The following is a 22,272-nucleotide window of genomic DNA, read 5'->3' on the forward strand; positions in this document are numbered from 1 at the left end:
GCCGATTCGCGGGCGCGCGGCCCGGAGATGCCGATGCGACCGTCCACTCTTGTTTCCCTGCGTGCGAACACGGTGCTGATCGCGTTGTGCATCGCCGCGTCGGATGCAGCGTGGCTCACGGTCTGCGGCTGCACGGGCCACGTTCATGCGCTCGAAAACACCGCGGTGCGCCTCGCGACGCTCGCGAGCGCGGTGGGCATCGTGCTCGTCGTGCGGCACATCGCGAAGCTCGCATTCGATGCCGCCCGCACGGCACATCGCATCGCATGGGCCGCCGACAGGCTCGTGATCGACGGAACCTCTCCGGGCGACTGGCTGGTGCAGCTTCATGCGGAACTACATCCCGACAGTTCCCGGCTGAACGCCGCCGCGCAAGCCTGTCCGCGCGCAGCGGCGTCCTGCAGAGTGCCACGCGGTCGGGCGTGACCTCGGATCTCGCCCGATCTCCTTCACCCGGCCTCTCCGCCGGGTTTTTTTTGTCCACGTCCGTTTCTTAGCGCGGCGATACAAGCCGCTTTCACGCGTATTTCAATGTGCATTCGTTCGCTTATCTAAGCATCTCTTAAGGTTCGCGAAGGCAGGCTTCGGGTTCTCGACACGCATTCGAATCCTTGCGATGCGCAAGGCAACTGTGGAGATCCTCATGCCGTGGCTCATGTGCTGCATCCGGACGCGACGATCATGACGGCGCATTCGGTTCCGTTGTTCGTATGGCTCGTCATCGCGCTGTGCTGCGCCGCGACGTGCCACGCGACATTCGCCGCGCTCGTGTTTCCCGGCTTGCGCGGCGCGGCCGGCGCGCGGCGCGGCGACGACACGCACTGCTCCGTCAGCGTGCTGAAACCGCTGTGCGGCACCGAGCCGCGCCTGTACTCGAACCTCGAAACCTTCTGCACGCAGACGCATCCGTCATACCAACTGCTGTTCGGCGTGGCGAGCGCGTCCGATCCAGCGGCGGGCGTCGTCGAGCGGCTCGCGCGCGCCTTTCCGAAGCACGACATCGAACTCGTGATCGACGGCACCGCGCACGGCAGCAACCGCAAGGTGGACAACCTCATCAACCTGGCCGCGCGCGCGAAGCACGATCTCATCGTGATCGCGGACAGCGACATCGCCGTCGAGCCGGACTATCTCCTGCGCGTGACCGAGCCGCTCGCCGATGTGAACGTGGGCGTCGTCACGTGCCTGTATCGTGCGCGGCGCGTGGGCGGCTTCTGGTCGCGCATCGGCGCGCTGTTCATCGACGAATGGTTCGCGCCTTCGGTGCATGTGGCCAATGTGCTCGGACAGAATCGCTTCGGCTTCGGTGCGACGCTCGCGCTCAGGCGCGACACGCTCGTGAAGAGCGGCGGCTTCGAAGCCGTGCGCGACTGTCTCGCGGACGATTACTGGCTCGCGGAGCACGTGCGCGCGCTCGGCTTGCGCACGGTGCTTTCAGACGTGGTTGTCACCACCGACGTGATCGAACACGACCTCGCCTCGCTCTGGCGCCGCGAAACGCGCTGGCTGCGCACGATCCGCTCGGTCAATCCGCTCGGCTTCGCGTGTCTGTGCGTCACGTTCACGACGCCCTGGCTTCTGACGAGCGCCATCTTCGGGCTCGGCTTCGAGCACGGCACCGAGACCGCGCAAAGCATCGCGGACACCATCGTCGATCTGAGCACATCGCTCGGTCTTTCCGCGCGGCTACTGCTGCACTGGCGCGCCGCACGCTCATGGCGCGCGTTCTGGCGCGATCTCCCGCTCATTGCGTTGCGCGACCTGCTGATGTGGCTGCAATGGCTCGCCGCATCGTTCGGATCGAGCGTCATGTGGCGCGGCGTGCGCATTCCGCTCGACGACGCACGCGAGCGCTACGACGCCAACGCCTCCGACAGTCAATAACATATTCACCGGACCTCGCATCATGAAGCACACGCTTTTCCTTCAGGCGCCCTCTTTCGACGGCTTCGACGGCGGCGCCGGCTCGCGCTATCAGGCGAAGCGCGAAATCCGTTCGTTCTGGTATCCGACGTGGCTCGCGCAGCCTGCCGCGCTCGTGCCCGGTTCGCGCGTGCTCGATGCGCCCGCCGACGGCGTGTCGGTCGACGCGACGCTCGATATCGCCGCGCAGCACGAGCTCGTGATCATCCACACGAGCACGCCTTCGTTTCCGACGGATGCGCTGTTCGCCGAGAAACTGAAGGCGCGCGCGCCGGGCGTCATGATCGGCATGGTGGGCGCGAAGGTGGCCGTCGATGCGCACAACTCGCTCGCTGCGAGCGAAGCGATCGACTTCGTGTGTCGCGAGGAATTCGATTTCACCTGCAAGGAGATTGCCGAGGGCCGCGCGTTCGCGGATATCAAGGGACTCAGCTATCGCCTGCCCGATGGCTCGATCGAACACAACGAAGCGCGCCCGATCCTCGAAAACATGGACGAGCTGCCGTTCGTCGCGCCGGTCTACAAGCGCGATCTCAAGATCGACAACTATTTCATCGGCTATCTGAAGCATCCGTATGTGTCGATCTATACCGGACGCGGCTGCCGTTCGCGCTGCACGTTTTGCCTGTGGCCGCAGACGGTCGGCGGACATCGCTATCGCGTGCGCTCGGTCGAGAACGTGCTCGCGGAAGTGAAGTGGATTCGCGACAACATGCCCGAAGTGAAAGAGATCATGTTCGACGACGACACCTTCACGGACTTCAAGCCGCGCGTCGAAGAGATCGCGCGCGGGCTCGGCAAGCTCGGCGTCACATGGTCGTGCAACGCGAAGGCGAACGTGCCTTATGCGACGCTCAAGATCATGAAGGAGAACGGCTTGCGGCTTCTGCTCGTGGGCTATGAATCCGGCGACGATCACATCCTCCTGAACATCAAGAAGGGCCTGCGCACGGATATCGCGCGGCGCTTCGCGGACGATTGCCGCAAGCTCGGCATCAAGGTGCATGGCACGTTCATCCTCGGCTTGCCGGGCGAAACGAAAGAGACGATCGAAAAGACCATTCGATACGCGAAGGAAATCAACCCGCATACGATCCAGGTCTCGCTCGCGGCGCCCTATCCCGGCACGACGCTCTATAACCAGGCGGTGGAAAGCGGCTGGCTCGCGGAGAACAAGGTCATCAATCTCGTGAGCAAGCAAGGTGTGCAACTGGCCGCGATCGGTTATCCGCATCTGTCGCGCGAAGAGATTTATCATGATCTCGAACGCTTCTACAAAGGCTTTTATTTCCGTCCGTCGAAGATCTGGGAGATCGTGCGCGAGATGCTCACGAGCTGGGAAATGATGACGCGGCGCCTGCGCGAAGGCGTCGAGTTCTTCCGCTTCCTGCGCGCACGCGAGGCATGATGCCGTGCGTGGAATCATCGTCACCGCCGACGACTTCGGGCTGCACGAACGCGTGAACCATGCGGTCGCGCGCGCGCATCGCGAAGGCGTGCTCACGTGCGCGAGCCTGATGGTCGGCGCGAACGCCGCTCACCACGCCGTGAAGATCGCACGCGATCTGCCGACGCTGCGTGTCGGCCTGCACCTCGTTTTGACCGATGGCGCCGCGACGCTGCCGCGTTGGTCGATCCCGGATCTCGTCGATGCGCGCGGCTCGTTCGAAGGCTCGATGTTCGAGAACGGCGTGCGTTTCTTCTTTCTCCAGCGCGCGCGGCGGCAGCTCGCCATCGAGATCTACGCGCAATTCAAGGCTTTCGCCGCGACCGGCCTCGAACTCGATCACGTCAACGTGCACAAGCATTTTCATCTGCATCCGACGATCCTCGCGCTGATCCTCGAAATCGGGCCGCAGTTCGGCATGCGCGCGATGCGCCTGCCGCGCGAGATGCACGGCTCGCTCTTGCTCGGGCCGTGGGTCGCGCTGATGAAAAAGCGGCTCGACGATGCGGGCATCGCTCATAACGACTGGGTCGCGGGCATCGCCGCGACGGGTCGCATGGATGAAGCCGCATTGCTCGCGGCGCTCGCCAAACCGCGCGAAGGCGTGCTCGAAATCTACAGCCATCCCGCGACGGAAGGCGCGCCCTTGACGCCGTCGATGCACGACTATCGTCATGCGGATGAACTGGCTGCCTTGTGCTCGCCGCGCGTCGCGCACGCCATCGAATCGACAGGCGCGATGCACGGCGGCTTCGCGGATGTGTTCGGGCACGCCCGCACGCCGGAGCCAGCCACGTGACGATCTGGCTCAAACGCGTCGCGTGGCTGCGCTGGCCGGCGGCCATCGCGCTGCTGATTGCGCTCGCGTTGCGTGAAGGCATCGCGGATGCGTTCACGCTCATCGCGCATACGGGGCCGGTACTTCTGTGGCTCGTGCCGCTGCACGGATTGCCGTTGCTGCTCGATGCGCGCGCATGGCAGCTTCTGCTCGACAAACGTATCGACCTGCTCGCGCTCTGGTGGATCGCGGTCGTGCGCGAAGCTGTCGGACGCCTGCTGCCGGTGCTCGGCATCGGCGGCGAACTCGCGGGCATCCGGCTCGGCACGCGCTATCTGCCGGATGTGAGCCGCGTGAGTGCATCCGTGATCGTCGAGATGCTCGTGACGATCGCGGTGCAATATGCGCTCGCGATGCTCGGCCTCTTCCTGCTGCGCTTTCATGCGAGCGATTCGGGCGGCGGCGTCGGCAACATGATCGGCGCGGGTCTGATCGCATCCCTGCCGGTCTGCGTCGCGGCGTTCGTCGTCGCACACAAGGGCGCGCCGTTTCATCGTCTCGAAGCGATGGCGCGGCGCTGGCTCGATCCCGCTCACGCGCTTGCCGCGAAGCTCGACGGCAAACGGCTCGACCACGACATCCGCGCGCTGTTGCATCGCACGCCGCTGCTCGCGCGCGCGTTCGCGTGGCAGTTCGCGGGATACGTGCTCGGCGCAGTCGAAGTCTTTGCCGCGTTCGCCATGCTCGGGCATCCGGTCTCCATCGCGGGCGCGATCGCCATCGAAACGCTCACGCAGGCTGTGCGCAACGCGGTGTTCATCGCGCCCGCGGGACTCGGCGTGCAGGAAGCGACGATCGTCGCGATCGCGTCGGCGTTCGGCGTCGATCGGGAGGCGGCGCTTTCGTTCGCGCTTCTGCGGCGCGTGCGCGAGTTCGTGTGGGGCGGCATCGCGCTCGTGCTGCTGCGCGCCGCGGAACCCGAACGCGCGGAGACATTCGCACGCGATCGCGGTTAAAGGTGAGAATTTTCGGGAGCACGATTTTGCTTGCGAAAGTTGCAATCCGCAACTAAATTGAACGGACGTGGTTGCGCTTCGCAACCGATGGAGACGTCATGGATTTCATCGACACACCCGTTCAATCCCGCGATAAAACCATCCTCGAACTGCGTGAGTTCTCGCGCAAGCTCGTGCGCGAACTGGGCTTCATGCGCAACACGCTCGCGGATAGCGGCCTCGCGCCGTCGGCGGTGCACGCGATCATCGAGATCGGCGCGACGCCCGGCATTCAGGCGCGCGATATCGCGCAGACTTTGCGGCTGGACAAGTCCAACGCGAGCCGGCAGATCGCGCGGCTCGAAGCGGCGGGACTCATCACGCGGCAGACATCGAGCGAGGATGCGCGCTCTTCCGAGCTTTACCTCACTACGTCGGGTCAGAAGCTGCGCAGAAAGATCGACAAGTTCGCGACCGATCAGGTTTCCGACGCGCTGCGCCGCATGGTGCCCGAAGATCAGCAGACGCTCGTGCGCTCGCTCGCGCTCTACGCCGATGCGCTCGCCCACGGTCACGACCACAAGAAGCCGCACGCCGCGCATACGCACGGCGCGCGCATCGTCGAGGGATATCGGCCGGGCTGCATCGGCGACGTGGCGAGCCTGCACGCGCGCTTCTATGCGCATCATGCGGGCTTCGGCGCGTTCTTCGAGCGCAGGGTCGCCACCGAACTGGCCGCGTTCGCCGAAAGCCTGCCCGCGCCCGACAAGGCGTTGTGGCTCGTCATGGACGGCGAGCGCACGCTCGGCTCGCTTGCGATCGACGGCGACGCCGCGACGCGCGTCGCGCATCTGCGCTGGTTCATCATCGACGATGCATTGCGTGGCAGCGGCATGGGCCGGCAGTTGATGGCGCGCGCGATGGAATTCGTCGATGCGCATTACGACGAGACGTATCTCTGGACCTTCAAGAGTCTCGACGCCGCGCGTCACTTATACGAATCCTTCGGCTTCATATTGAGCGATGAAGCCGAAGGCACGCAATGGGGCACGCCGGTGACCGAGCAGCGCTTCACGCGCCGCCCGGTTCGATGATTCATCGACGCAGAGCGCGCGACGTCGGCCCGAGGCGTTGCGCGAAACGCCGCGCACATTCGATGCCGAACGAGCTCGGACGCGCGCCGCGATCGTGCAGGACATCGAAGCCCATGCGCCATGCCGCGATGCGTTTGCCGTAACAGGTGAGCGTTTCCAGGGACTGCATCACGAAGACGATTTCCGGCAGCGTCTCCGCATACAGCGATTCCGCGTCGTGCTCGCGCCCTTCAGTGAATGCCTGATGGATCGCGACCTGACGATCGTACGCATCCGGCGCGACGATGAGGCCGTCGCAGCCCGCGCGCAGATTGTCGATGAGCTCCTGACCGCCGCGCCCGTTGAACACCGCGAGCGTCTGTTCGAGCGCTCGCAGACGTTCGATGGTCGCGCGGATCGTCACGGCCGGACCTTCGCCTTTGAGCAAGCGAAAGTTGGGCTGCTCGGCAGCGAGCGCGGCGATCGATTCCGCGGACAGACCGACGCCGAGATATTCCGGCGCGTTCTGAATGCCCGCGTTCGCGCCGGTCCGTTCGAGCACCGACGCGAAAAACTCGTAGTAGAAGGCTTCCGGCTCGCCGCGCATCGATGGCGGCTGAAGGATGAGCCACGACGCGCCGCGTTCGAGCGCGTAGTCAGCGAGCGCGACTTGCGACTCGATGCTGTCGCCGGTGATCGTGACCGCGAGCGGCACGCGGCCCCCGATGTGCGCGGCGCAGTCGTCGATCATCGTGCGCTTTTCGGCATCGGAAAGGCGATTCACTTCGGTAGCGAGACCGAGCGTGACGATGGCGGGCGCGCCCGCCGCGATGGTCGCATCGATCTGTCTGCGCGTGGCGTCGCTGTCGAGCCGGTTCAGCGTGTCGAAGTAGGCGTAGAGCACCGGCCACATGCCGGATGGCGGCGTTTGATGATCGGACATCGACGCCTCCGCTCAGTGCGAGTCGCGCGGCACGGGCGCGCCGCTGGAACCGACGAGAAAATCGAGGTCCGCGCCCTGATCCGCCTGCAAGACATGCTCCACATACAGGCGGTAATAGCCGCGCTTCGGCAGCTCGGGCGCCTGCCACGCGGCGCGGCGCTTCGCCAGTTCTTCGTCGGAGACTTCGAGATTGAGACGGCGCGCCTCGACATCGAGTTCGATCATGTCGCCTGTCTGCACGAGCGCGAGCGGACCGCCCGCCGCCGCTTCCGGCGACACGTGCAGCACGACCGCGCCGTATGCCGTGCCGCTCATGCGGCCATCTGAAATGCGGACCATGTCGGTGATGCCTTTTTGCAGCACCTTCTTCGGCAGCGGCATGTTGCCGACTTCCGCGAAACCCGGATAACCCTTCGGTCCCGCGCCCTTCAACACCATGATGCAGTGCTCGTCGATATCGAGCGAATCGTCATCGACTTTCGCGTGCAACTCCTCGACATTCTCGAACACGACCGCGCGCCCGCGATGCTTCAGCAAGGATTGCGTCGCCGCCGACGGCTTGATGACCGCGCCGTTCGGCGCGAGATTGCCCTTCAGCACCGCAATGCCCGCGTGCGGCTTGAACGGCTGCTCGAAGCGGGTGATGACCTTCTCGTCGTAGTTCGGCGCGTCGCTCACGTTGTCCCAGATCGTGCGGCCATTCACCGTGAGCGCGTCGCGATGCAGCAAGCCCTGCTCGCCGAGCTGACGCAGCACAGCGGGCAAACCGCCCGCGTAATAGAAGTCTTCCATCAGGTACTCGCCCGATGGTTGCAGGTTCACGAGGCACGGCACGTCGGAGCCGAGCTCCCAGTCTTCGAGCTTCAGCTCCACGCCGATGCGCTTCGCCAGCGCGATCAGATGCACGACCGCATTCGTCGATCCGCCGATGGCCGCGTTCGTGCGGATAGCGTTCTCGAAGGCCTCGCGCGTGAGGATCTTGTCCATCGTGAGATCCTCCTTGACCATGTCGACGATGCGCCGTCCTGCCACATGCGCGAGCACCTGACGGCGCGCATCGACGGCGGGAATCGCGGCGTTGTGCGGCAGGCCGATGCCGAGCGATTCGACCATCGACGCCATCGTGGAAGCGGTGCCCATCGTCATGCAATGGCCGCGCGAGCGGTTCATGCACGACTCGGCTTCGACGAACTCGTCCTGCGTCATCTTGCCCGCGCGCACTTCCTCCGACATCTGCCATACGCCCGTGCCCGAGCCGATCGTGCCGCCGCGAAAACGCCCGTTCAGCATCGGTCCGCCCGATACCGCGAGCGCGGGCAGATTGCACGACGCCGCGCCCATCAGCAACGCGGGCGTGGTCTTGTCGCAGCCGACGAGCAGAATGACGCCATCGATGGGATTGCCGCGAATCGACTCTTCGACGTCCATCGACGCGAGATTGCGAAACAGCATCGCCGTGGGCCGCAGATTCGATTCGCCGAGCGACATCACCGGGAATTCGAGCGGCAGACCGCCCGACTCGCGCACGCCGCGCTTCACGTACTCGGCGAGCTCGCGGAAATGCGCGTTGCAGGGCGTGAGTTCCGACCATGTATTGCAGATGCCGATGACCGGCCGGCCATCGAACTGATCGTGAGGAATGCCCTGATTCTTCATCCACGAGCGGTGGATGAAGGCGTCTTTATCGTTGCCGCCGAACCAGCTTTGCGAGCGTAGCTTGCGCATGGACGTCCCCTTTTATCGCGCGTTCTTCATAGTGTGGGATCCAGTGAAAAAAGGCCGCATGGGCGGCCTTTTCGAAACCCGGATACGTCGAGTTATACACCTCGCATCGCATCCGGCGCGCGTGAGTTGCAAGATTCGACGATCAGTCGAGCATTTCCTTCGATCTGTCGCGCATGCACGCCACGGCGATCACGGAGAACACGCCGCAGCCGATCACATACCATGCGGGCGCCATTACGCTCTTCGTGATGACGATCAGCGACGTCACGAAAAACTGTGCAAAGCCGCCGAAGATCGCGACGCCCAGGCTGTAGACGATCGCCGCGCCCGTCGCCCGCACGGAACGCGGGAACAGTTCGCCGAGCATCGCGCCGGTCGGGCCGACATTGAGCGAATGCACGATCGAGAGCGCCGTGACGACCGCGAGCAGCGTGCCCGCCGTCGGCGACTTGTTGAGGAGCGCGAAGGCCGGCCAGATCGCGAGCATGAGCAGGATGCGCGTCGTCTGCGCGAGCTTGTTGCGGCCGATGCGATCCGACAGATAGCCGCCGATCGGCGCGACGATGAAGAGAATCGCGCCCGATACGCAGCCGGAGAGCATCGCCGTCCAGCCCGGCAGGCCGAGCGTCTTCACGCCGTAGATCGACAGATAGAACACGATGATGAAGTGCGCCGACGTGCCGCCGATCGTGAGACCGAGACCGTTGAGCACCGCGCGGCCATGTTCGCGAAGCACGGTGACGAGCGGCAGCTTCGGCGCTTTCGGCGCGGCTTCGATGCTCTCGCGCGGCGCTTCTTCCATCGTGCGTCGCAGCCACCAGCCGACCGGCACGATCGCGGTGCCGATGATGAACGGCACGCGCCAGCCCCAGCTTTCGAGTTCTGAGGTCGTGAGCGTCGCCGTCAGCGCGACGCCCGTCAACGCGCCCGCGAGCGCCGAGAGTCCCTGACTCGCGAACTGCCACGAAGCGTAGAAGCCGCGACGATTCGACGGCGCCTGTTCGAGCAGAAGCGTCGTCGATGCACCCACTTCACCGCCCGCCGAAAAGCCTTGAATCAGCCGCGCGATCACGAGGATGACCGGCGCGGCGATACCGACCTGCGCGAACGTCGGCGCGGCCGCGATCATCGCGGTGCCGAGCGCCATCAGGCCGAGCGTGAGCAGCATCGCCTTCTTGCGGCCGGCGCGGTCGGCGTACATGCCGATCACGAGGCCGCCCACGGGCCGCGTGAAGAACCCGACGCCGAAGCTCGCCACCGCGAGCAGCAACTGGCCGACCGGATCGTGCACCGGAAAGAACAGCTTGCCGATGACGAGCGCGAAGAACGCATAGACCGTGAAGTCGTAGAACTCGAGCGCGTTGCCGACGGCGGCCGCCATCACGAGCCGCGTGCGCGCTGCGCGGCTGGTCTGCGTCGATGCATTCGCCGGCGCGCTGGCGATCGTGGGTGCGTTCATGATGTGCTCCGAAGGGATCAGTCGGCGAGCCAGGCTTCGGCCAGGCGCACCCAGTAGCTCGCACCGACTGCGAGGATGTCGTCGTTGAAATCGTAGGCCGGGTTATGGACCATGCAGCCGCCCTTCGAGCCGACGCCGTTGCCGATCCACGCGTACGTGCCCGGACAGGCTTCGAGCATGAACGCGAAGTCCTCGCTGCCCATGAGCGGCCGCGCGGCCGGATCGATGCGTTGCGCGCCGAGCATTTTCGTCGCGACATCGGTGGCGAAGGCGGTCGGCCCTTCGTGATTCACGAGCACCGGATAACCGAGTTCGTAATCGATCTCGGCCGTGCAGCCGAATGCCAGCGCCTGCGCGTTCACGAGCGCCGTGATGCGTTCCTGGAGCTGCTTGCGCACGCCCGCGTCGAGCGCGCGCACCGAGAGCTTCATCAGCGCGGTCTCGGGAATCACGTTGCACGCCTCGCCCGCCTGCACGCTGCCGACGGTGACGACGGCGGGCTTTTGCGCATCGACTTCGCGAGCGACGATGCTGTTCAGGCCCAGCATGATCGACGCGACGGCGGGCATCGGATCGCATGCGACATGCGGCATCGCGCCATGACCGCCGACGCCGCGCACCGTGATGTTCACGCGGTCCGACGAGGCCATGCCGGGGCCCGGCGTGAAGAACATGTCGCCCGCGGGCAGGCCGGGCATGTTGTGCAGGCCGAACACGGCATCGCACGGAAACTTTTCGAAGAGGCCGTCTTCGATCATCGCGCGCGCGCCGGCCTCGCCTTCCTCGGCGGGCTGGAAGATCACGATCAGCGTGCCCGAGAACTGGCGGCTTTCGGCGAGATAGCGCGCGGCGCACAGAAGCATCGCGGTGTGGCCGTCGTGGCCGCAAGCGTGCATCGTGCGCGCGTGCTTGCTGGCGTACGGCAGGCCGGTCGCTTCTTCGATCGGCAATGCATCCATGTCCGCGCGCAGGCCGATGCGCTTGCCGCCCGCGCCCTCCTTCAACACGCCGACGACGCCCGTCTTGCCGAGCCCGCGATGCACTTCGTAGCCCCATTGCGCGAGCAATCCGGCGACGAGATCGCTCGTTTGCGTTTCTTCATACGCGAGTTCGGGGTGCGCGTGAATGCGACGGCGCACATCGACGAATTCCGATGCGATGGCGGCAATGCCGGGGATAACGGGCTCGACTGACAACATGTAGACACTCCTTGCTCGATGCGAAATCAACGTGATCCAAGCATATAAAGCCGAAAAGCAAACCAAAAGACGGTAAATTTATTGCGTGACTACCATCAGTCGTCGGTGCTAACCCTTAGGTGTCGCTCATGAGCATGAAGATTCACCAGATACGCGCATTCCTGACGACCGCCGAGCAGGGCAGCATCCGCGCGGCCGCGCGCAGCCTGCATCTGTCGCAGGCGGCGCTGACGAAGGCGATCAAGGAACTGGAGCAGGATCTCGGCGTGCCGCTGGTTCTGCGCACGGCGCGCGGCGTGCAGTTGACCGCGTTCGGCCAGCAATTGCGCGTGCGCGCACATCTGATCGTGAGCGAGATGCGCCGCGCCGAAGACGACATCACGCAGATGAAAAGCGCGGGTTCGGGAAGCGTAAGCGCGGCGATCACGCCGATGGCCGCGCTATCGATACTGCCGCAGGCGTATCGCGCATTCCGGCGGCAGATGCCGAACGCGCGCGTGAGCTTCATCGAAGGCTTTCCGGGTGTCGCGATGCCGCGTTTGCGCGACGGCACGCTCGACTTCGTCGTCGCGGTCGTCGTGCCCGAGCATCTCGCGCCGGAGTTCGATCACATCGAACTGTATGAGAGCCGCTCGGCTATCGTCGGGCGCGCGGATCATCCGTTGCGGCACTGCACGTCGCTGGCGGAGCTATCGGATGCGGAGTGGCTGCTGAACCCGTCGCCGGAAAGCTCGACGCAGGCGCTGCTTCACTCGTATGCGGAGCGCGGTCTGACGGTGCCGAATCGCGTGATCGAGTGCCCGAGCTTCATCATCGCGCATGGCTTGTTGCGCGGATCGGATGTATTGGCCGCGCTGCCTGCCGCGTTGCTCGAACATTCGTGGGTCAGCGAAGGGCTCGCCATTTTTCCGATCGCCGATCCGTTGCCCGCGGTGTCGGTGAGAGTCGTGACGCGGCGAGATAGTCCGTTGACGCCCGCAGCGACGGTGTTGCTCGAATGCCTGCAACACGCGGCGCGTTCGCAGTGACATGCGCCGAACATCTCATAACCATTTAGTTCGGATTCCCTAGAACTTCAGTCTGAGCATGAAGCCGAGCGTGAACGGAAGATCGCTCGAAGGAATCGGCGGAATCAGGATGATGTTCGCGCCGACGCGCTTGTATTCGAGCATGATGAGCGGCGCGGCCACGGGTCCGACCGTATGGTTGTGCCCGATGCCATAACTGCCGTAGTCGTAGCCGGAGATGAGGCCGGCCATGACGGCGAGCCTGACGTAGTTCCAGTGAAGAAAGTCCGGGCCCCAGACGCCGCCGCCATAGAACGACGGCTTCGACAGCGAGTTGCGAAAGTAGCCGCCCGTCACCGCCCATTGAGGCGCGACCCAGCATTCCGCGCCGATGCCGGGATTGAACTGCTCGAAATCCTTGTCCGGGTGAAAGTGATGCGATGCGACCATCGCATCGAGCCAGAAACCGTCGCCACACCAGCTCGCGTGCGCGGCAGGCGCCCAGGCCGACGCGGCGATGGCGGCAACGGTCAACAGGCGAGCGCGGAAGGTTCGGAAACGGGACAGCCATGTGCGCATGGGTTCTCCGCCATCGCGCGTCTACGATGGCGCCTTTTTTTGAGATGGAGGTCGAGGCGAACTCTACCTGATCGCGCGATTTTCGTGTGTGCTGACGAAAAGCCCGTGACGGCTTGCGCAAGTTTTTGCAATCTCGGCGAAACTTGTCGAAGTTTTTTTCGTATTCGAGGCAAAGCCCGATGAACGTCTATAAGCGTCTCATTCCTTTTCTGGCGGCGGTTGCATTGACGGCGTGCACGCCGCTGCAGGTCGTCACGCATCATGTGTCGTCGAGCGAATCGAGCGTGCCGCCGGGGCGTTATCAACTCGATCCGCATCACTGGAACGTGAGCTTCGACGTCGATCATTTTCACTACTCGCGCTTCGTCATCCGGTTCGACAAGACGACTGCGCAACTGGACTGGAATGCGGACGGAATGTCCGGAAGCTCGGTGCGAACGACCATCGACGCGTCGAGCGTCAACACCAACGTGCCGCTGCTCGATCGCATGGTGAAAGGGCCGGACATGTTCGATGTCGAGCGTTATCCGAGCATCGTGTTCGTCAGCACGGCTTTCCAGCGCACGGGCGACGACAAAGGCGTATTGACCGGCGATCTGACGATCCGGGGCACCACGAAGCCGGTGACGCTGAACGTGACCTTCAACGGGCACGCGGTCAATCCGCTAACGAAGCAGGAAACCCTGGGCTTTTCCGCCGACGGACATTTCAGCCGCGCGCAGTTCGGATTGACGACGTGGTATCCGGCCGTCGGCGACGATGTGCACGTCGCCATTCAGGCCGAGTTTTCGAAAGCGCCGGCTGATGCCGCTCAATGACGCGCGGCGCTCAGGCCGCGGTCCAGTCGAGTACGACCTTGCCGCTGTTTCCGGACAGCATGGTGTCGAACGCCTGCTGATAGTCGTCGACGGGAAAAGTGTGCGTGAGAATCGGCGATAGATCGAGGCCGCTTTGCAGCATCGCGACCATCTTGTACCAGGTCTCGAACATCTCCCGTCCGTAGATGCCCTTGATTTCGAGGCCCTTGAAGATCACCTGATTCCAGTCGATCGCAGTCTGCGCGGGCGGAATGCCAAGCAGCGCGACCTTGCCGCCGTGATTCATCGATTCGAGCATCGCCGTGAACGCGCTCGGCACACCGGACATTTCCAGACCGACGTCGAAGCCCTCGGTCATTCCGAGTTCGCTCATCACGTCGCGCAGGTCTTCGTTCGCCACGTTGACCGCGCGCGTCGCGCCCATCTTGCGGGCGAGTTCGAGGCGATAGTCGTTGACGTCGGTGATGACGACGTTGCGCGCGCCGACATGCCGCGCGATGGCGGCGGCCGTCACGCCGATCGGCCCGGCGCCGGTGATCAGCACATCCTCGCCGACGAGATTGAACGAAAGGGCCGTGTGCGTCGCGTTGCCGAACGGATCGAAGATAGCGGCGAGGTCGTCGGAAATATCGGGCGGAATCTTGAACGCATTGAACGCCGGAATCACAAGGAATTCGGCAAAGGCGCCTTCGCGGTCCACGCCGACGCCGACAGTGTTGCGGCACAGATGACGACGGCCCGCGCGACAGTTGCGACAGAAGCCGCACGTAATATGGCCTTCACCGGACACGCGATCGCCGATGGCGAACCCGCGCACTTCCTGACCCATCTCGACGATCTCGCCGACGTACTCGTGCCCGACATGCATTGGCACAGGGATTGTCTTCTGTGCCCAGTCGTCCCACTTCCAGATGTGGATGTCGGTGCCGCAAATCGCCGTCTTGCGGATACGGATGAGAACGTCGTTGTGGCCGACTTCAGGCCGCTTCACGCGCGTCAAGGTAAGGCCAGGTGCACGTTCGAGTTTGGCGAGGGCTTTCATTGCGTTGATCCTGACGTTTGGTCTTCGTGGTGCTGCTTCGACGGTCGCGGGCTCGTGGTCCGATCCCTGGGTTTATGCGCATAAAGTCGGCGGTGCTGCTCAGCGGATCACGCCGAGCGATCGGCCGACGCGCGCAAATGCATCGACTGCGCGATCGATCTGTTCCGGCGTATGCGCCGCGCTCATCTGCGTGCGGATGCGTGCGCGGCCCTTGGGCACGACAGGGTAGGAGAAGCCGATCACATAGACGCCTTCTTCGAGCAATGCATCCGCCATCTTCGAGGCGAGTTGCGCGTCGCCGAGCATGACCGGAATGATCGGATGTTCGCCGGGGACGAGATCGAAGCCGAGCGAAGACATCGCGCTGCGGAAGCGCGCGCCGTTTTCGCGGACGCGCCGACGCAGGGTCGCGCCTTCTTCGCTGTCGAGCAATTCGAGCACTTTCAGCGATGCCGCCGCGATACTCGGCGCCAAAGTGTTCGAGAAAAGATACGGCCGACTGCGCTGACGCAGCAAATCGATCACTTCCTTGTGCGCGGCGACATAACCACCCGATGCGCCGCCGAGGGCCTTGCCGAGCGTTCCGGTGATGATGTCCACGCGATCCAGTACGCCGCAGTGCTCCGGCGTTCCGCGTCCGTTTTCGCCGATGAAGCCCACGGCGTGCGAATCGTCGACCATCACGAGCGCGCCGTAACGGTCGGCGAGATCGCAGATGCCGGCAAGATTCGCGATGATGCCGTCCATCGAGAAAACGCCATCGGTCGCGATCAGTTTGAAGCGCGCGCTGGCGGCGTCGGCTTCCTGAAGGCGCGCTTCGAGATCGGCGAGATCGTTGTTCTTGTAGCGCAGACGTCGCGCCTTCGAAAGCCGCACACCGTCGATGATGCTGGCGTGATTCAGCTCGTCGCTGATGATCGCGTCTTCCTCGGTCAGCAGCGTCTCGAAAAGGCCACCGTTCGCGTCGAAGCAGCTCGAATAGAGAATTGAGTCGTCGGTGCCGAGAAACTGCGCGATCGACTGCTCGAGTTCCTTGTGTACGGTCTGCGTGCCGCAAATAAACCGAACGGACGCCATGCCGAAGCCGTCGGCGTCGAGACCCGCCTTCGCGGCTTCGACGAGGCGGAGATCGTCGGCAAGACCGAGATAATTGTTCGCGCAGAAATTCAGCACACCGCTTCCGTTCGCGAGCCGGATAGCCGATGACTGCGGGCTCGCGATCACGCGCTCCGTTTTGTAGAAGCCCGCAGCGCGGATTTCGTCGAGCGTCGAACGCAGATGGGAGAGATACCGGTCTTTCATCGCAATCCTTGTTTTGGGCTGATCGTGTGTTCGGCCGCGCGGCGCCCGCAAGCGGCCCATAGCCCTGTTATAGTGCATTCATCGCATCGGACATGTTCGATATTTCGAACGTATTTCCGATATACCGAACACTTTAAGGGATTGATCGATTCATGGCAAGCACGGGTTCAGAAGGAAAAGCTAGCGATCTCGCGGGAGCAGGCGCAACGCCACCGCGCGTCGGAGAGATCATTCAACGCCTGCGCAGTGAACGGAAGTTGACACTCGACGATCTATCGAGGACGGCAGGTGTGTCGAAGTCGATGCTTTCGGAAATCGAACGCGACAAGGCGAATCCGACGATCGCGGTCGCGTGGCGGCTGACCAACGCGCTTGGCATCAGCCTGGATCAATTGTTCGCGCAGCAACGGCCCGTTGAAGCGATCCGGGTCGCAGGGCCGCATGAAATACCGACGCTGACCGGCGATAACGGTGGCTATCAACTGCGTGTTTGGGGACCGATAGAACTCGCCGGCAGGTTCGAATGGTACGAACTCACGCTGCAATCGGGAGCTGCGCTCACGTCGAATGCGCACGAGCCTGGGACGCGCGAGCATCTCACGGTGCTGAACGGATCGATCGAAGTGGATGCGTCGGGTGCGACGCGCCGGCTCAAAGCGGGAGAAACGGCACGTTACGCAGCGGACGAAGGGCACGCGATCCGCAACGTGGGCCGCGCCGACGCCAAGGCGCTTCTGGTGGTGATTCACGGCTGATGCGGGGCCACCAAGGCAACTTTATGCGCACAAAGTCCCGCCGCCAGAAATGAAAAGCGGGACGCACGTCGAGTGCGTCCCGCTTTAAGCAGCGCCGCCATCGCGGCGCTTATGCGCCTGACTTACGGCTTCTTCACTGCGTCCTTCAGATCTTCACGCGCATCGCCCACGCCCTTCTGGACCTTGCCCGCAGCTTGTTGCAGATCGCCCTTGGCTTCCTGAGCCTTGTCGCCGGTCACTTTCCCGACGCCCTCGTTGATCTTGCCCTTCACCTGCTTGCCGACGCCTTCGACTTGATCCTTGTTCATGTGAGTTCTCCCGTGGTTTGCAGCGCTGTTGGCCGCGCAGTGCCGTCGAACGAACGCAGTAGTGTCTGCGCGTTCCGCTCAGGGGATTTCCTAAGCATGGTTCTACGATGCGCTTCGTTAGCCGGCACGCATAGCAGTGGATGTCTGAAACGCACGTAGGCGGAATCGCACATACACCCGGGTCGAGTAGCGCGACGCTAGTTTCATTGCAACAAGTACTGTATGTTTATACAGTACAATAAGACCAGTTGGCGAAGGGGGTGAATCATGGAGTCGAATGGCGAGAATCTCAGCAGGAGACAGTTTGCCCGCGCTGTGCGTGACCTGGAGCAGATCACGCGGCAGATAGCGGGGCGTTACATCGACAAAGGCGTGCCGTTGACCTGGCGGCTGCTGCATGCGATCGAAGCCGAGGCCGTGGCGGACCTCGGATTTGCCGGACGGCACGAAGCCGCATTGCGCGAACTGTTCGCGCGTCCCGACGACTTCCATTTCCCCGAAACCGACGACGTAGTCGACGTCGCATCGTCCGATGCATTGCCTGCTGTTTTCGGCTTCGCCGTGGACGCCTACGAGCGCGCGGCCCGACAGCGACAACCGCAGGCCGTCATCGCCGCGCACTGACGCGCACCCGCCCGGCACGCGGCGAGAACCGCGTGCCTTGGGTCATCTCATCCGGCATCGAATCGCTTCAGGGCGCAAAGTCCGCCGACATATCCGCATCGGAACGCGCTTCGAGCCTGCCATCCCGACACGCTGCGCGAAACACCTCGTAATCCTTCTCCACCTGATCCGCGTACGCGCGGCCGTAGCGCACGAGCACGTCCGCCATACGGTCGCCGTTGCCGAGATAGCCCGAAATGTCCGACGCGCGTCCGCCCGATTTCGCGTGCGCACGGGCAAGCGCCCAGCCGCACAGTGCGGCGTATTCGCGAAAGGCATCGTCGCTGAACGTTTCGAGTTCGGGGGAAATCTTCATGTCGCGCAACTGACGGATGTACAGCGCACGTCCGAGAGGCCCCGTCGCCCAGCCGAGGAACGGATCCGTGGCCGCCTGCATCAGCCGTTGTCCGTGCACGACGCGCTGACCGTCGTGGCCGGAATCGTCGGCGTCTTTCGCATGGTTCGCGTATCTCGCGACAACCGATGTCGATGCCTCCTTCATCTGCAGGAAAAGTGGTTTGTCGTGGTGATCGGTAAGCAACAAAACGAGGCAACGCGTGCCGACACTGCCCACGCCCACCACCTTGAACGCGACGTCCTGCAACGTAAATTGCGATAGCAGCCTCGCGCGCTCCGGCGTCAGCGTGGCCACGTACTTCAGAATGAGCGCTCCGAAAATCTCCTGTGGGCTGCCTTTCAGCGTCATCCAGCCATCGTTCCTGTCGATCAACGTGCTCTGGCCGCGAATGTGGAACACGGCAGGCGGCGCATCGCGGATGCGCCACGCGTCGCCGGTTCGCTCGGCGAGTTTCGTGCGTACGGCGCGAAGCCCGTTCGATGCCGCGCTTGATCCGCCGCCGCGCGTCTTCGTTCTGCACGGCGTCGTACATGCGATCGAAGGTGATGCGCTCGTACCAGAGATCGAGCACGCTCATTTCCGCGTATGCGCGCAGATGCGTCTGATAGCTGCGCGCGGCGAGAAACGCGAACTCGTCGGCGGCGAGATTGCCGTGGCCGAGATGGCGGCCGGCGATCGTGAAGCTCGCGACGAGTCGTTTCAAATCCCACTCCCAGGGGCCGAGCGCGGTTTCGTCGAAGTCGTTGAGATCGAAGATGAGCGCGCGCTCGGGCGTCGCGAAGCCGCCGAAGTTGGACAAATGACAGTCGCCGCAAATCTGGATCGCGATGCCGCTGTCAGGCGTGGTAGCCAGATCATGCGCCTGCAAGATCGCGCTCCCGCGATAGAAAGTGAACGGCGAAACCAGCATCCGGCCGTAGCGCAAGGGAATCAGCGCATCGACACGACCTTCGCTGCTCATCCGCAATAGTTCGATGGGATCGCGATCGACGTCGCCAATCGCATCGTGCGCGCCGCGCGGCGTGCGCTCACGCGCGGCGCGTCCCAACGCGCGGCGCTCCTGCCAGGATTGACGGGCCATCGCTCACTCCTTCTTGCTCTTTTGCTTGCGGGTGGAAGGAAGCCGTATGGACGACAGTAGTGACGAAACGCCTCCGCGGCAAGACAGTGATCGACACTTCGGCGAACACCTTCGCTTGACGTTCGGCGCTCGAAGCCCGACCCTGTGCGCAGTGCAACACAGCGCGCAACGCGCCTTCTGACACCATGCCGAACACTTCCGATCTCTTCGACCAACAGCGCGCCGACTGGCAGGCCGATCCGCACGCCGCATTCGATGCATGGCTCGCCCAACAGTCGTTCCGGGCGTCATCGGCCGATGTGTATCGCGCGCAGTGGGGCAACTTTCTCGAATGGCTGGCCGCGAAGCGCGCGACGCTGCATACGGTGCAACGTCCCGTCATCGAGCAGTTCGTCGCGCAACTGGACATTCGGCGTCCGCAGCGGATGCGCTACCTGAGACTGATCGAGCGCGTGCTGGATCACGTGCGGGAAGTGGAATCGGCGGCCACGAATCCGGCGCGATTCATCGCCCAGGACGGCGACGCGGCATGGCGCAAGGCGCGCGACAACGAGCCGACCGGATTTCTGACTCACGACGAGCGCGCGCTGCTCGTCGCGCATCTTTTTTCGCCGATGGGCGCGTTGCCGGGCGCGCAGCGCTGGCGCGAGCGGCGCGACCGGGCGCTGGTCGCCGTATTTCTGGGCGGAGGCGTGAAAACGGGCGAGGCGGCGCAGTTGACCGTCGACTGCTACGCGGCGGGCGCGCCGTACATCACCGTCGATGCGGCGAATCCGCTGCTGATACGGCAAGCGCGGCTCGCGCCGTTCGCCATCGAATTGCTCGATAACTGGATCAGCGAGCGCAAGACGGCGGATCTCGCGGGCGAGTTGCTGTTCCCGGCGGCGCCGTCGGGGCGCTCCATGCACAAGGCGACGATGCTGCGCGCGATCGACGCAGTCGTGGCCGCGTCCGGCATCGCGGCGTCACGCGTCGCGCGGGCGAGTCCGCAGACGTTGCGCAACACCTACGCCGCGGAACATTTCGAGGATGGAACGGACCCCGATCGCGTGGGGCAATGGCTCGGATTTCAGCAGACGATCTCCGTTCATCGACTGCTTCGCGCGTGGCAGGAATGGATGGGTGAGCAAATACGGGAGCGGGATATCGCTCAGGCGCGCGCCAGTGGCACGCCGGACGCGGGTTCGCACGGACCCGCCACCGATCCCGAAAACTCTCACCTTTGATCCGTTGCGCCGACACGCGCCGATCGGAGGAAGCCGTCGACGGCAGCGAGCTTGGATGACACCGCGCCCGACGTCCGCTCGCAGTTTGGGCAGGAAAGTTCGTACTCGTCTTCGTGTCGCTGGAGTTCCGGTTCGCCGGCCTCGCATGCGGGACAGGCGGTCGGGGCAACGATGTGCCCGTCCATTTGTGTTCCAAGCGTGGCGATCTCGGTCGCGCTCAAGCGGCCCTCGGTCGCCAGCGACGCTATCAACGCACCGACTTCCGCACTGGCCCCGGACTGCACTCGCTGTGCGTCGCGCTCGATAACGAGTGCATCGATTTCGTCGGACTGTGCCCGAACCTGGGACTCGAGTCGATCGGCGCGGCTCCTCGCGGCGCTAAGCTGTTGAATGAAATCGAATTCTTTCTGACTCGCCTCACGGGCGCCCGCCTGATAGGTCGCCGCCATGCCACGCAAAGAATCGAGTTCGACCAGCATCGGGTGAACGCGTCGCTCGGCTTCCTTGATTGCATCCTTGATCTGCTGGGCGTAGTGCTCCGTATTGTGGCGCAACTCGTCCTGCAGTTCGTCGATACGATCGCGAAGCCGCGCAGCAGACTCCTGCTCGTTCTGCAGGCGTTCCGACAGCGTCTCATTTTCCTTTTCGCAACGCGCGATGATTTCGCGTAAGCCCGCCTCAGCGCCCGATCCCTGATTGCGCAGCGCCTTCAGGTCGGCTTCCAGCGCGGCAATCTGCGCTGCGCTTGCTTCGGCTCGCGCCTCGGCACGCTGATGGGCTTGCTCGATCGCTTCGCGGCGCGCGTTGGCATCGCGAATCTGCGCCTGCGCAGCTTGCACGGCGGCGTCGAGACGGGCCTTGTCGTTGTCGAGGGCGGAAAGTGCCAGTTTTTGAGCCTCGTCGTAGAGCACCGCCAGCAGTTCACCCGCGCGTTGCTGCAGCGACTCCGGCATCGCGCCGGCATCGATTCGCACGCGCAGCGCCGAGCGTAGGCTGTCCCAGAAAGCTTCGATGTCTTTAGGGATGTCGCTCGCGCTGCCCGTTTGAGTGAGTTCGCGGACGGTCATCACTGAAGGACGGATGCCGAGATCGAAAAAAAGTCGCTTGCACGCGTGTTGGGAAAGATCCTGTCGGCGGGCGCCTGCGCTTCGCATCGCCTCGATTTCTTGACGCAGAGTGTCGCGGGTATGTTGATTCATGGCGGATAAATGGGCAGTTCAACGTCACGATCATAACGTTTTACGTGTCAAACGTGATTGATTTAGCAGCTTGACCTGCGGACGTACTTCAGATCGAAAACTTTCTGTGTTTAGATCGAATCGGCCTATACGCGATGGGGCGTATCGTGAAACATCCTGAGCTTGTCTCTGCAACCGCATGATTTGGCGACGATTTTAGCTTGTATACCGTTTTGTGTCGTTGTTTCACGCGTTTTCGGTTTGGATGCTCTATTCGCAGAGACTCAGTGACGCTTGAGAGTATTAGAAGTAAACACCCTTGAACCCTTGTTAACCCAGTTAACGCCAAGGCAAAGCCTTATGGGATAAGGCTTTGCCGGTGGTCAGGTGAGATTGTACGGGAACTATGGTGA

20 protein-coding genes and 1 pseudogene are annotated in these 22,272 nt (G+C 63.6%); 11 read left to right on the forward strand and 10 right to left on the reverse strand.

The window, feature by feature from the left end; all coding sequences use genetic code 11:
* Positions 1 to 33 precede the first annotated feature (33 nt).
* The 6 genes from QCE73_RS33170 to QCE73_RS33195 all read left to right on the forward strand — a co-directional run bounded on the left by QCE73_RS33170 (position 34) and on the right by QCE73_RS33195 (position 6,237).
* A complete protein-coding gene (locus tag QCE73_RS33170; RefSeq protein ID WP_309885191.1) occupies positions 34 to 426 on the forward strand; it encodes a hypothetical protein in 393 nt (130 codons plus the stop codon).
* A gap of 255 nt (positions 427 to 681) precedes the next feature.
* Positions 682 to 1,884, forward strand: coding sequence for a bacteriohopanetetrol glucosamine biosynthesis glycosyltransferase HpnI (hpnI, locus tag QCE73_RS33175; RefSeq protein WP_309885305.1), 1,203 nt, complete (start codon positions 682 to 684; stop codon positions 1,882 to 1,884).
* A gap of 22 nt (positions 1,885 to 1,906) precedes the next feature.
* Entirely contained in the window at positions 1,907 to 3,331 is a 1,425-nt protein-coding gene (gene hpnJ, locus QCE73_RS33180) for a hopanoid biosynthesis associated radical SAM protein HpnJ (RefSeq protein ID WP_309885192.1), read from the forward strand.
* A 4-nt stretch (positions 3,332 to 3,335) separates the two neighbouring features.
* Positions 3,336 to 4,169: a hopanoid biosynthesis-associated protein HpnK gene (gene hpnK / locus QCE73_RS33185; protein WP_309885193.1), complete on the forward strand. Its 834-nt coding sequence runs from the start codon at positions 3,336 to 3,338 to the stop codon at positions 4,167 to 4,169.
* Positions 4,166 to 5,164 carry a lysylphosphatidylglycerol synthase domain-containing protein gene (locus QCE73_RS33190; protein ID WP_309885195.1) on the forward strand — a complete coding sequence of 333 codons (999 nt, stop codon included), beginning with the start codon at positions 4,166 to 4,168 and terminating at the stop codon, positions 5,162 to 5,164. Before hpnK ends, QCE73_RS33190 begins: the two co-directional genes overlap by 4 nt.
* 98 nt (positions 5,165 to 5,262) lie before the next feature.
* Positions 5,263 to 6,237, forward strand: coding sequence for a bifunctional helix-turn-helix transcriptional regulator/GNAT family N-acetyltransferase (locus QCE73_RS33195; protein WP_309885196.1), 975 nt, complete (start codon positions 5,263 to 5,265; stop codon positions 6,235 to 6,237).
* 1 nt (position 6,238) lies between these two features.
* Here the strand turns inward: QCE73_RS33195 and QCE73_RS33200 are convergent, their stop codons facing one another.
* From QCE73_RS33200 to QCE73_RS33215, 4 genes are all read right to left on the reverse strand, one after another.
* Positions 6,239 to 7,159 carry a dihydrodipicolinate synthase family protein gene (locus tag QCE73_RS33200; RefSeq protein ID WP_309885197.1) on the reverse strand — a complete coding sequence of 307 codons (921 nt, stop codon included), beginning with the start codon at positions 7,157 to 7,159 and terminating at the stop codon, positions 6,239 to 6,241.
* Positions 7,160 to 7,171: 12 nt separating this feature from the next.
* Positions 7,172 to 8,884 (reverse strand): IlvD/Edd family dehydratase, encoded by a 1,713-nt coding sequence (locus QCE73_RS33205; protein WP_309885198.1) that lies wholly within the window; start codon positions 8,882 to 8,884, stop codon positions 7,172 to 7,174.
* Between the two features lie 142 nt (positions 8,885 to 9,026).
* Complete coding sequence (locus QCE73_RS33210) at positions 9,027 to 10,343, reverse strand: MFS transporter (protein ID WP_238214486.1); 1,317 nt, start codon at positions 10,341 to 10,343, stop codon at positions 9,027 to 9,029.
* 17 nt (positions 10,344 to 10,360) lie between these two features.
* On the reverse strand, positions 10,361 to 11,542 hold the full coding sequence (locus QCE73_RS33215) for a M20 aminoacylase family protein (protein WP_035502779.1): 1,182 nt from the start codon (positions 11,540 to 11,542) through the stop codon (positions 10,361 to 10,363).
* Positions 11,543 to 11,676: 134 nt separating this feature from the next.
* Between QCE73_RS33215 and QCE73_RS33220 the strand changes: the two genes are divergently transcribed.
* Positions 11,677 to 12,570: a LysR substrate-binding domain-containing protein gene (locus QCE73_RS33220; protein WP_309885306.1), complete on the forward strand. Its 894-nt coding sequence runs from the start codon at positions 11,677 to 11,679 to the stop codon at positions 12,568 to 12,570.
* Between the two features lie 39 nt (positions 12,571 to 12,609).
* Here the strand turns inward: QCE73_RS33220 and QCE73_RS33225 are convergent, their stop codons facing one another.
* On the reverse strand, positions 12,610 to 13,128 hold the full coding sequence (locus tag QCE73_RS33225) for a hypothetical protein (RefSeq protein ID WP_309885199.1): 519 nt from the start codon (positions 13,126 to 13,128) through the stop codon (positions 12,610 to 12,612).
* Between the two features lie 179 nt (positions 13,129 to 13,307).
* Here QCE73_RS33225 and QCE73_RS33230 point away from each other — a divergent pair, with 179 nt between their 5' ends.
* Positions 13,308 to 13,946 (forward strand): YceI family protein, encoded by a 639-nt coding sequence (locus tag QCE73_RS33230; protein WP_309885200.1) that lies wholly within the window; start codon positions 13,308 to 13,310, stop codon positions 13,944 to 13,946.
* A 10-nt stretch (positions 13,947 to 13,956) separates the two neighbouring features.
* Here QCE73_RS33230 and tdh read toward each other — a convergent pair whose 3' ends face one another.
* Entirely contained in the window at positions 13,957 to 14,988 is a 1,032-nt protein-coding gene (gene tdh / locus QCE73_RS33235; protein WP_309885201.1) for an L-threonine 3-dehydrogenase, read from the reverse strand.
* 99 nt (positions 14,989 to 15,087) lie between these two features.
* Positions 15,088 to 16,290, reverse strand: coding sequence for a glycine C-acetyltransferase (locus tag QCE73_RS33240; protein WP_309885202.1), 1,203 nt, complete (start codon positions 16,288 to 16,290; stop codon positions 15,088 to 15,090).
* 152 nt (positions 16,291 to 16,442) lie between these two features.
* On the opposite strand from QCE73_RS33240, the gene QCE73_RS33245 reads away from it, so the two are divergent.
* Positions 16,443 to 17,045 carry an XRE family transcriptional regulator gene (locus tag QCE73_RS33245; protein WP_309885203.1) on the forward strand — a complete coding sequence of 201 codons (603 nt, stop codon included), beginning with the start codon at positions 16,443 to 16,445 and terminating at the stop codon, positions 17,043 to 17,045.
* A 122-nt stretch (positions 17,046 to 17,167) separates the two neighbouring features.
* Here QCE73_RS33245 and QCE73_RS33250 read toward each other — a convergent pair whose 3' ends face one another.
* Positions 17,168 to 17,353 carry a CsbD family protein gene (locus tag QCE73_RS33250; protein ID WP_035502761.1) on the reverse strand — a complete coding sequence of 62 codons (186 nt, stop codon included), beginning with the start codon at positions 17,351 to 17,353 and terminating at the stop codon, positions 17,168 to 17,170.
* A 267-nt stretch (positions 17,354 to 17,620) separates the two neighbouring features.
* Between QCE73_RS33250 and QCE73_RS33255 the strand changes: the two genes are divergently transcribed.
* Complete coding sequence (locus QCE73_RS33255) at positions 17,621 to 17,977, forward strand: DUF2471 family protein (protein WP_035502759.1); 357 nt, start codon at positions 17,621 to 17,623, stop codon at positions 17,975 to 17,977.
* Positions 17,978 to 18,044: 67 nt separating this feature from the next.
* Here the strand turns inward: QCE73_RS33255 and QCE73_RS33260 are convergent.
* Positions 18,045 to 19,455: pseudogene (locus tag QCE73_RS33260) on the reverse strand (DUF2252 domain-containing protein).
* Between the two features lie 185 nt (positions 19,456 to 19,640).
* Between QCE73_RS33260 and QCE73_RS33265 the strand changes: the two are divergent.
* A complete protein-coding gene (locus QCE73_RS33265) occupies positions 19,641 to 20,681 on the forward strand; it encodes a tyrosine-type recombinase/integrase (RefSeq protein ID WP_309885204.1) in 1,041 nt (346 codons plus the stop codon).
* On the opposite strand, the gene QCE73_RS33270 is transcribed toward QCE73_RS33265, so the two are convergent.
* Positions 20,672 to 21,880: a DNA-binding protein gene (locus QCE73_RS33270; protein WP_309885205.1), complete on the reverse strand. Its 1,209-nt coding sequence runs from the start codon at positions 21,878 to 21,880 to the stop codon at positions 20,672 to 20,674. The genes QCE73_RS33265 and QCE73_RS33270 overlap by 10 nt on opposite strands.
* Positions 21,881 to 22,272: the final 392 nt, after the last annotated feature.

This window comes from Caballeronia sp. LZ029, assembly GCF_031451275.1.
GTDB lineage: Bacteria > Pseudomonadota > Gammaproteobacteria > Burkholderiales > Burkholderiaceae > Caballeronia > Caballeronia jiangsuensis.

Bases quoted from the DNA above. Each gene is read 5' to 3' on its own strand.
- QCE73_RS33230 (WP_309885200.1), top strand. From the start codon at position 13,308: ATGAACGTCTATAAGCGTCTCATTCCTTTTCTGGCGGCGGTTGCATTG.
- QCE73_RS33210 (WP_238214486.1), bottom strand. From the start codon at position 10,343: ATGAACGCACCCACGATCGCCAGCGCGCCGGCGAATGCATCGACGCAG.
- QCE73_RS33195 (WP_309885196.1), top strand. From the start codon at position 5,263: ATGGATTTCATCGACACACCCGTTCAATCCCGCGATAAAACCATCCTC.
- QCE73_RS33225 (WP_309885199.1), bottom strand. From the start codon at position 13,128: ATGCGCACATGGCTGTCCCGTTTCCGAACCTTCCGCGCTCGCCTGTTG.
- QCE73_RS33170 (WP_309885191.1), top strand. From the start codon at position 34: ATGCGACCGTCCACTCTTGTTTCCCTGCGTGCGAACACGGTGCTGATC.
- hpnI (WP_309885305.1), top strand. From the start codon at position 682: ATGACGGCGCATTCGGTTCCGTTGTTCGTATGGCTCGTCATCGCGCTG.
- QCE73_RS33245 (WP_309885203.1), top strand. From the start codon at position 16,443: ATGGCAAGCACGGGTTCAGAAGGAAAAGCTAGCGATCTCGCGGGAGCA.
- QCE73_RS33270 (WP_309885205.1), bottom strand. From the start codon at position 21,880: ATGAATCAACATACCCGCGACACTCTGCGTCAAGAAATCGAGGCGATG.
- hpnJ (WP_309885192.1), top strand. From the start codon at position 1,907: ATGAAGCACACGCTTTTCCTTCAGGCGCCCTCTTTCGACGGCTTCGAC.
- QCE73_RS33250 (WP_035502761.1), bottom strand. From the start codon at position 17,353: ATGAACAAGGATCAAGTCGAAGGCGTCGGCAAGCAGGTGAAGGGCAAG.
- QCE73_RS33265 (WP_309885204.1), top strand. From the start codon at position 19,641: ATGCCGAACACTTCCGATCTCTTCGACCAACAGCGCGCCGACTGGCAG.
- QCE73_RS33220 (WP_309885306.1), top strand. From the start codon at position 11,677: ATGAAGATTCACCAGATACGCGCATTCCTGACGACCGCCGAGCAGGGC.
- QCE73_RS33215 (WP_035502779.1), bottom strand. From the start codon at position 11,542: ATGTTGTCAGTCGAGCCCGTTATCCCCGGCATTGCCGCCATCGCATCG.
- QCE73_RS33200 (WP_309885197.1), bottom strand. From the start codon at position 7,159: ATGTCCGATCATCAAACGCCGCCATCCGGCATGTGGCCGGTGCTCTAC.
- tdh (WP_309885201.1), bottom strand. From the start codon at position 14,988: ATGAAAGCCCTCGCCAAACTCGAACGTGCACCTGGCCTTACCTTGACG.
- QCE73_RS33255 (WP_035502759.1), top strand. From the start codon at position 17,621: ATGGAGTCGAATGGCGAGAATCTCAGCAGGAGACAGTTTGCCCGCGCT.
- QCE73_RS33205 (WP_309885198.1), bottom strand. From the start codon at position 8,884: ATGCGCAAGCTACGCTCGCAAAGCTGGTTCGGCGGCAACGATAAAGAC.
- QCE73_RS33240 (WP_309885202.1), bottom strand. From the start codon at position 16,290: ATGAAAGACCGGTATCTCTCCCATCTGCGTTCGACGCTCGACGAAATC.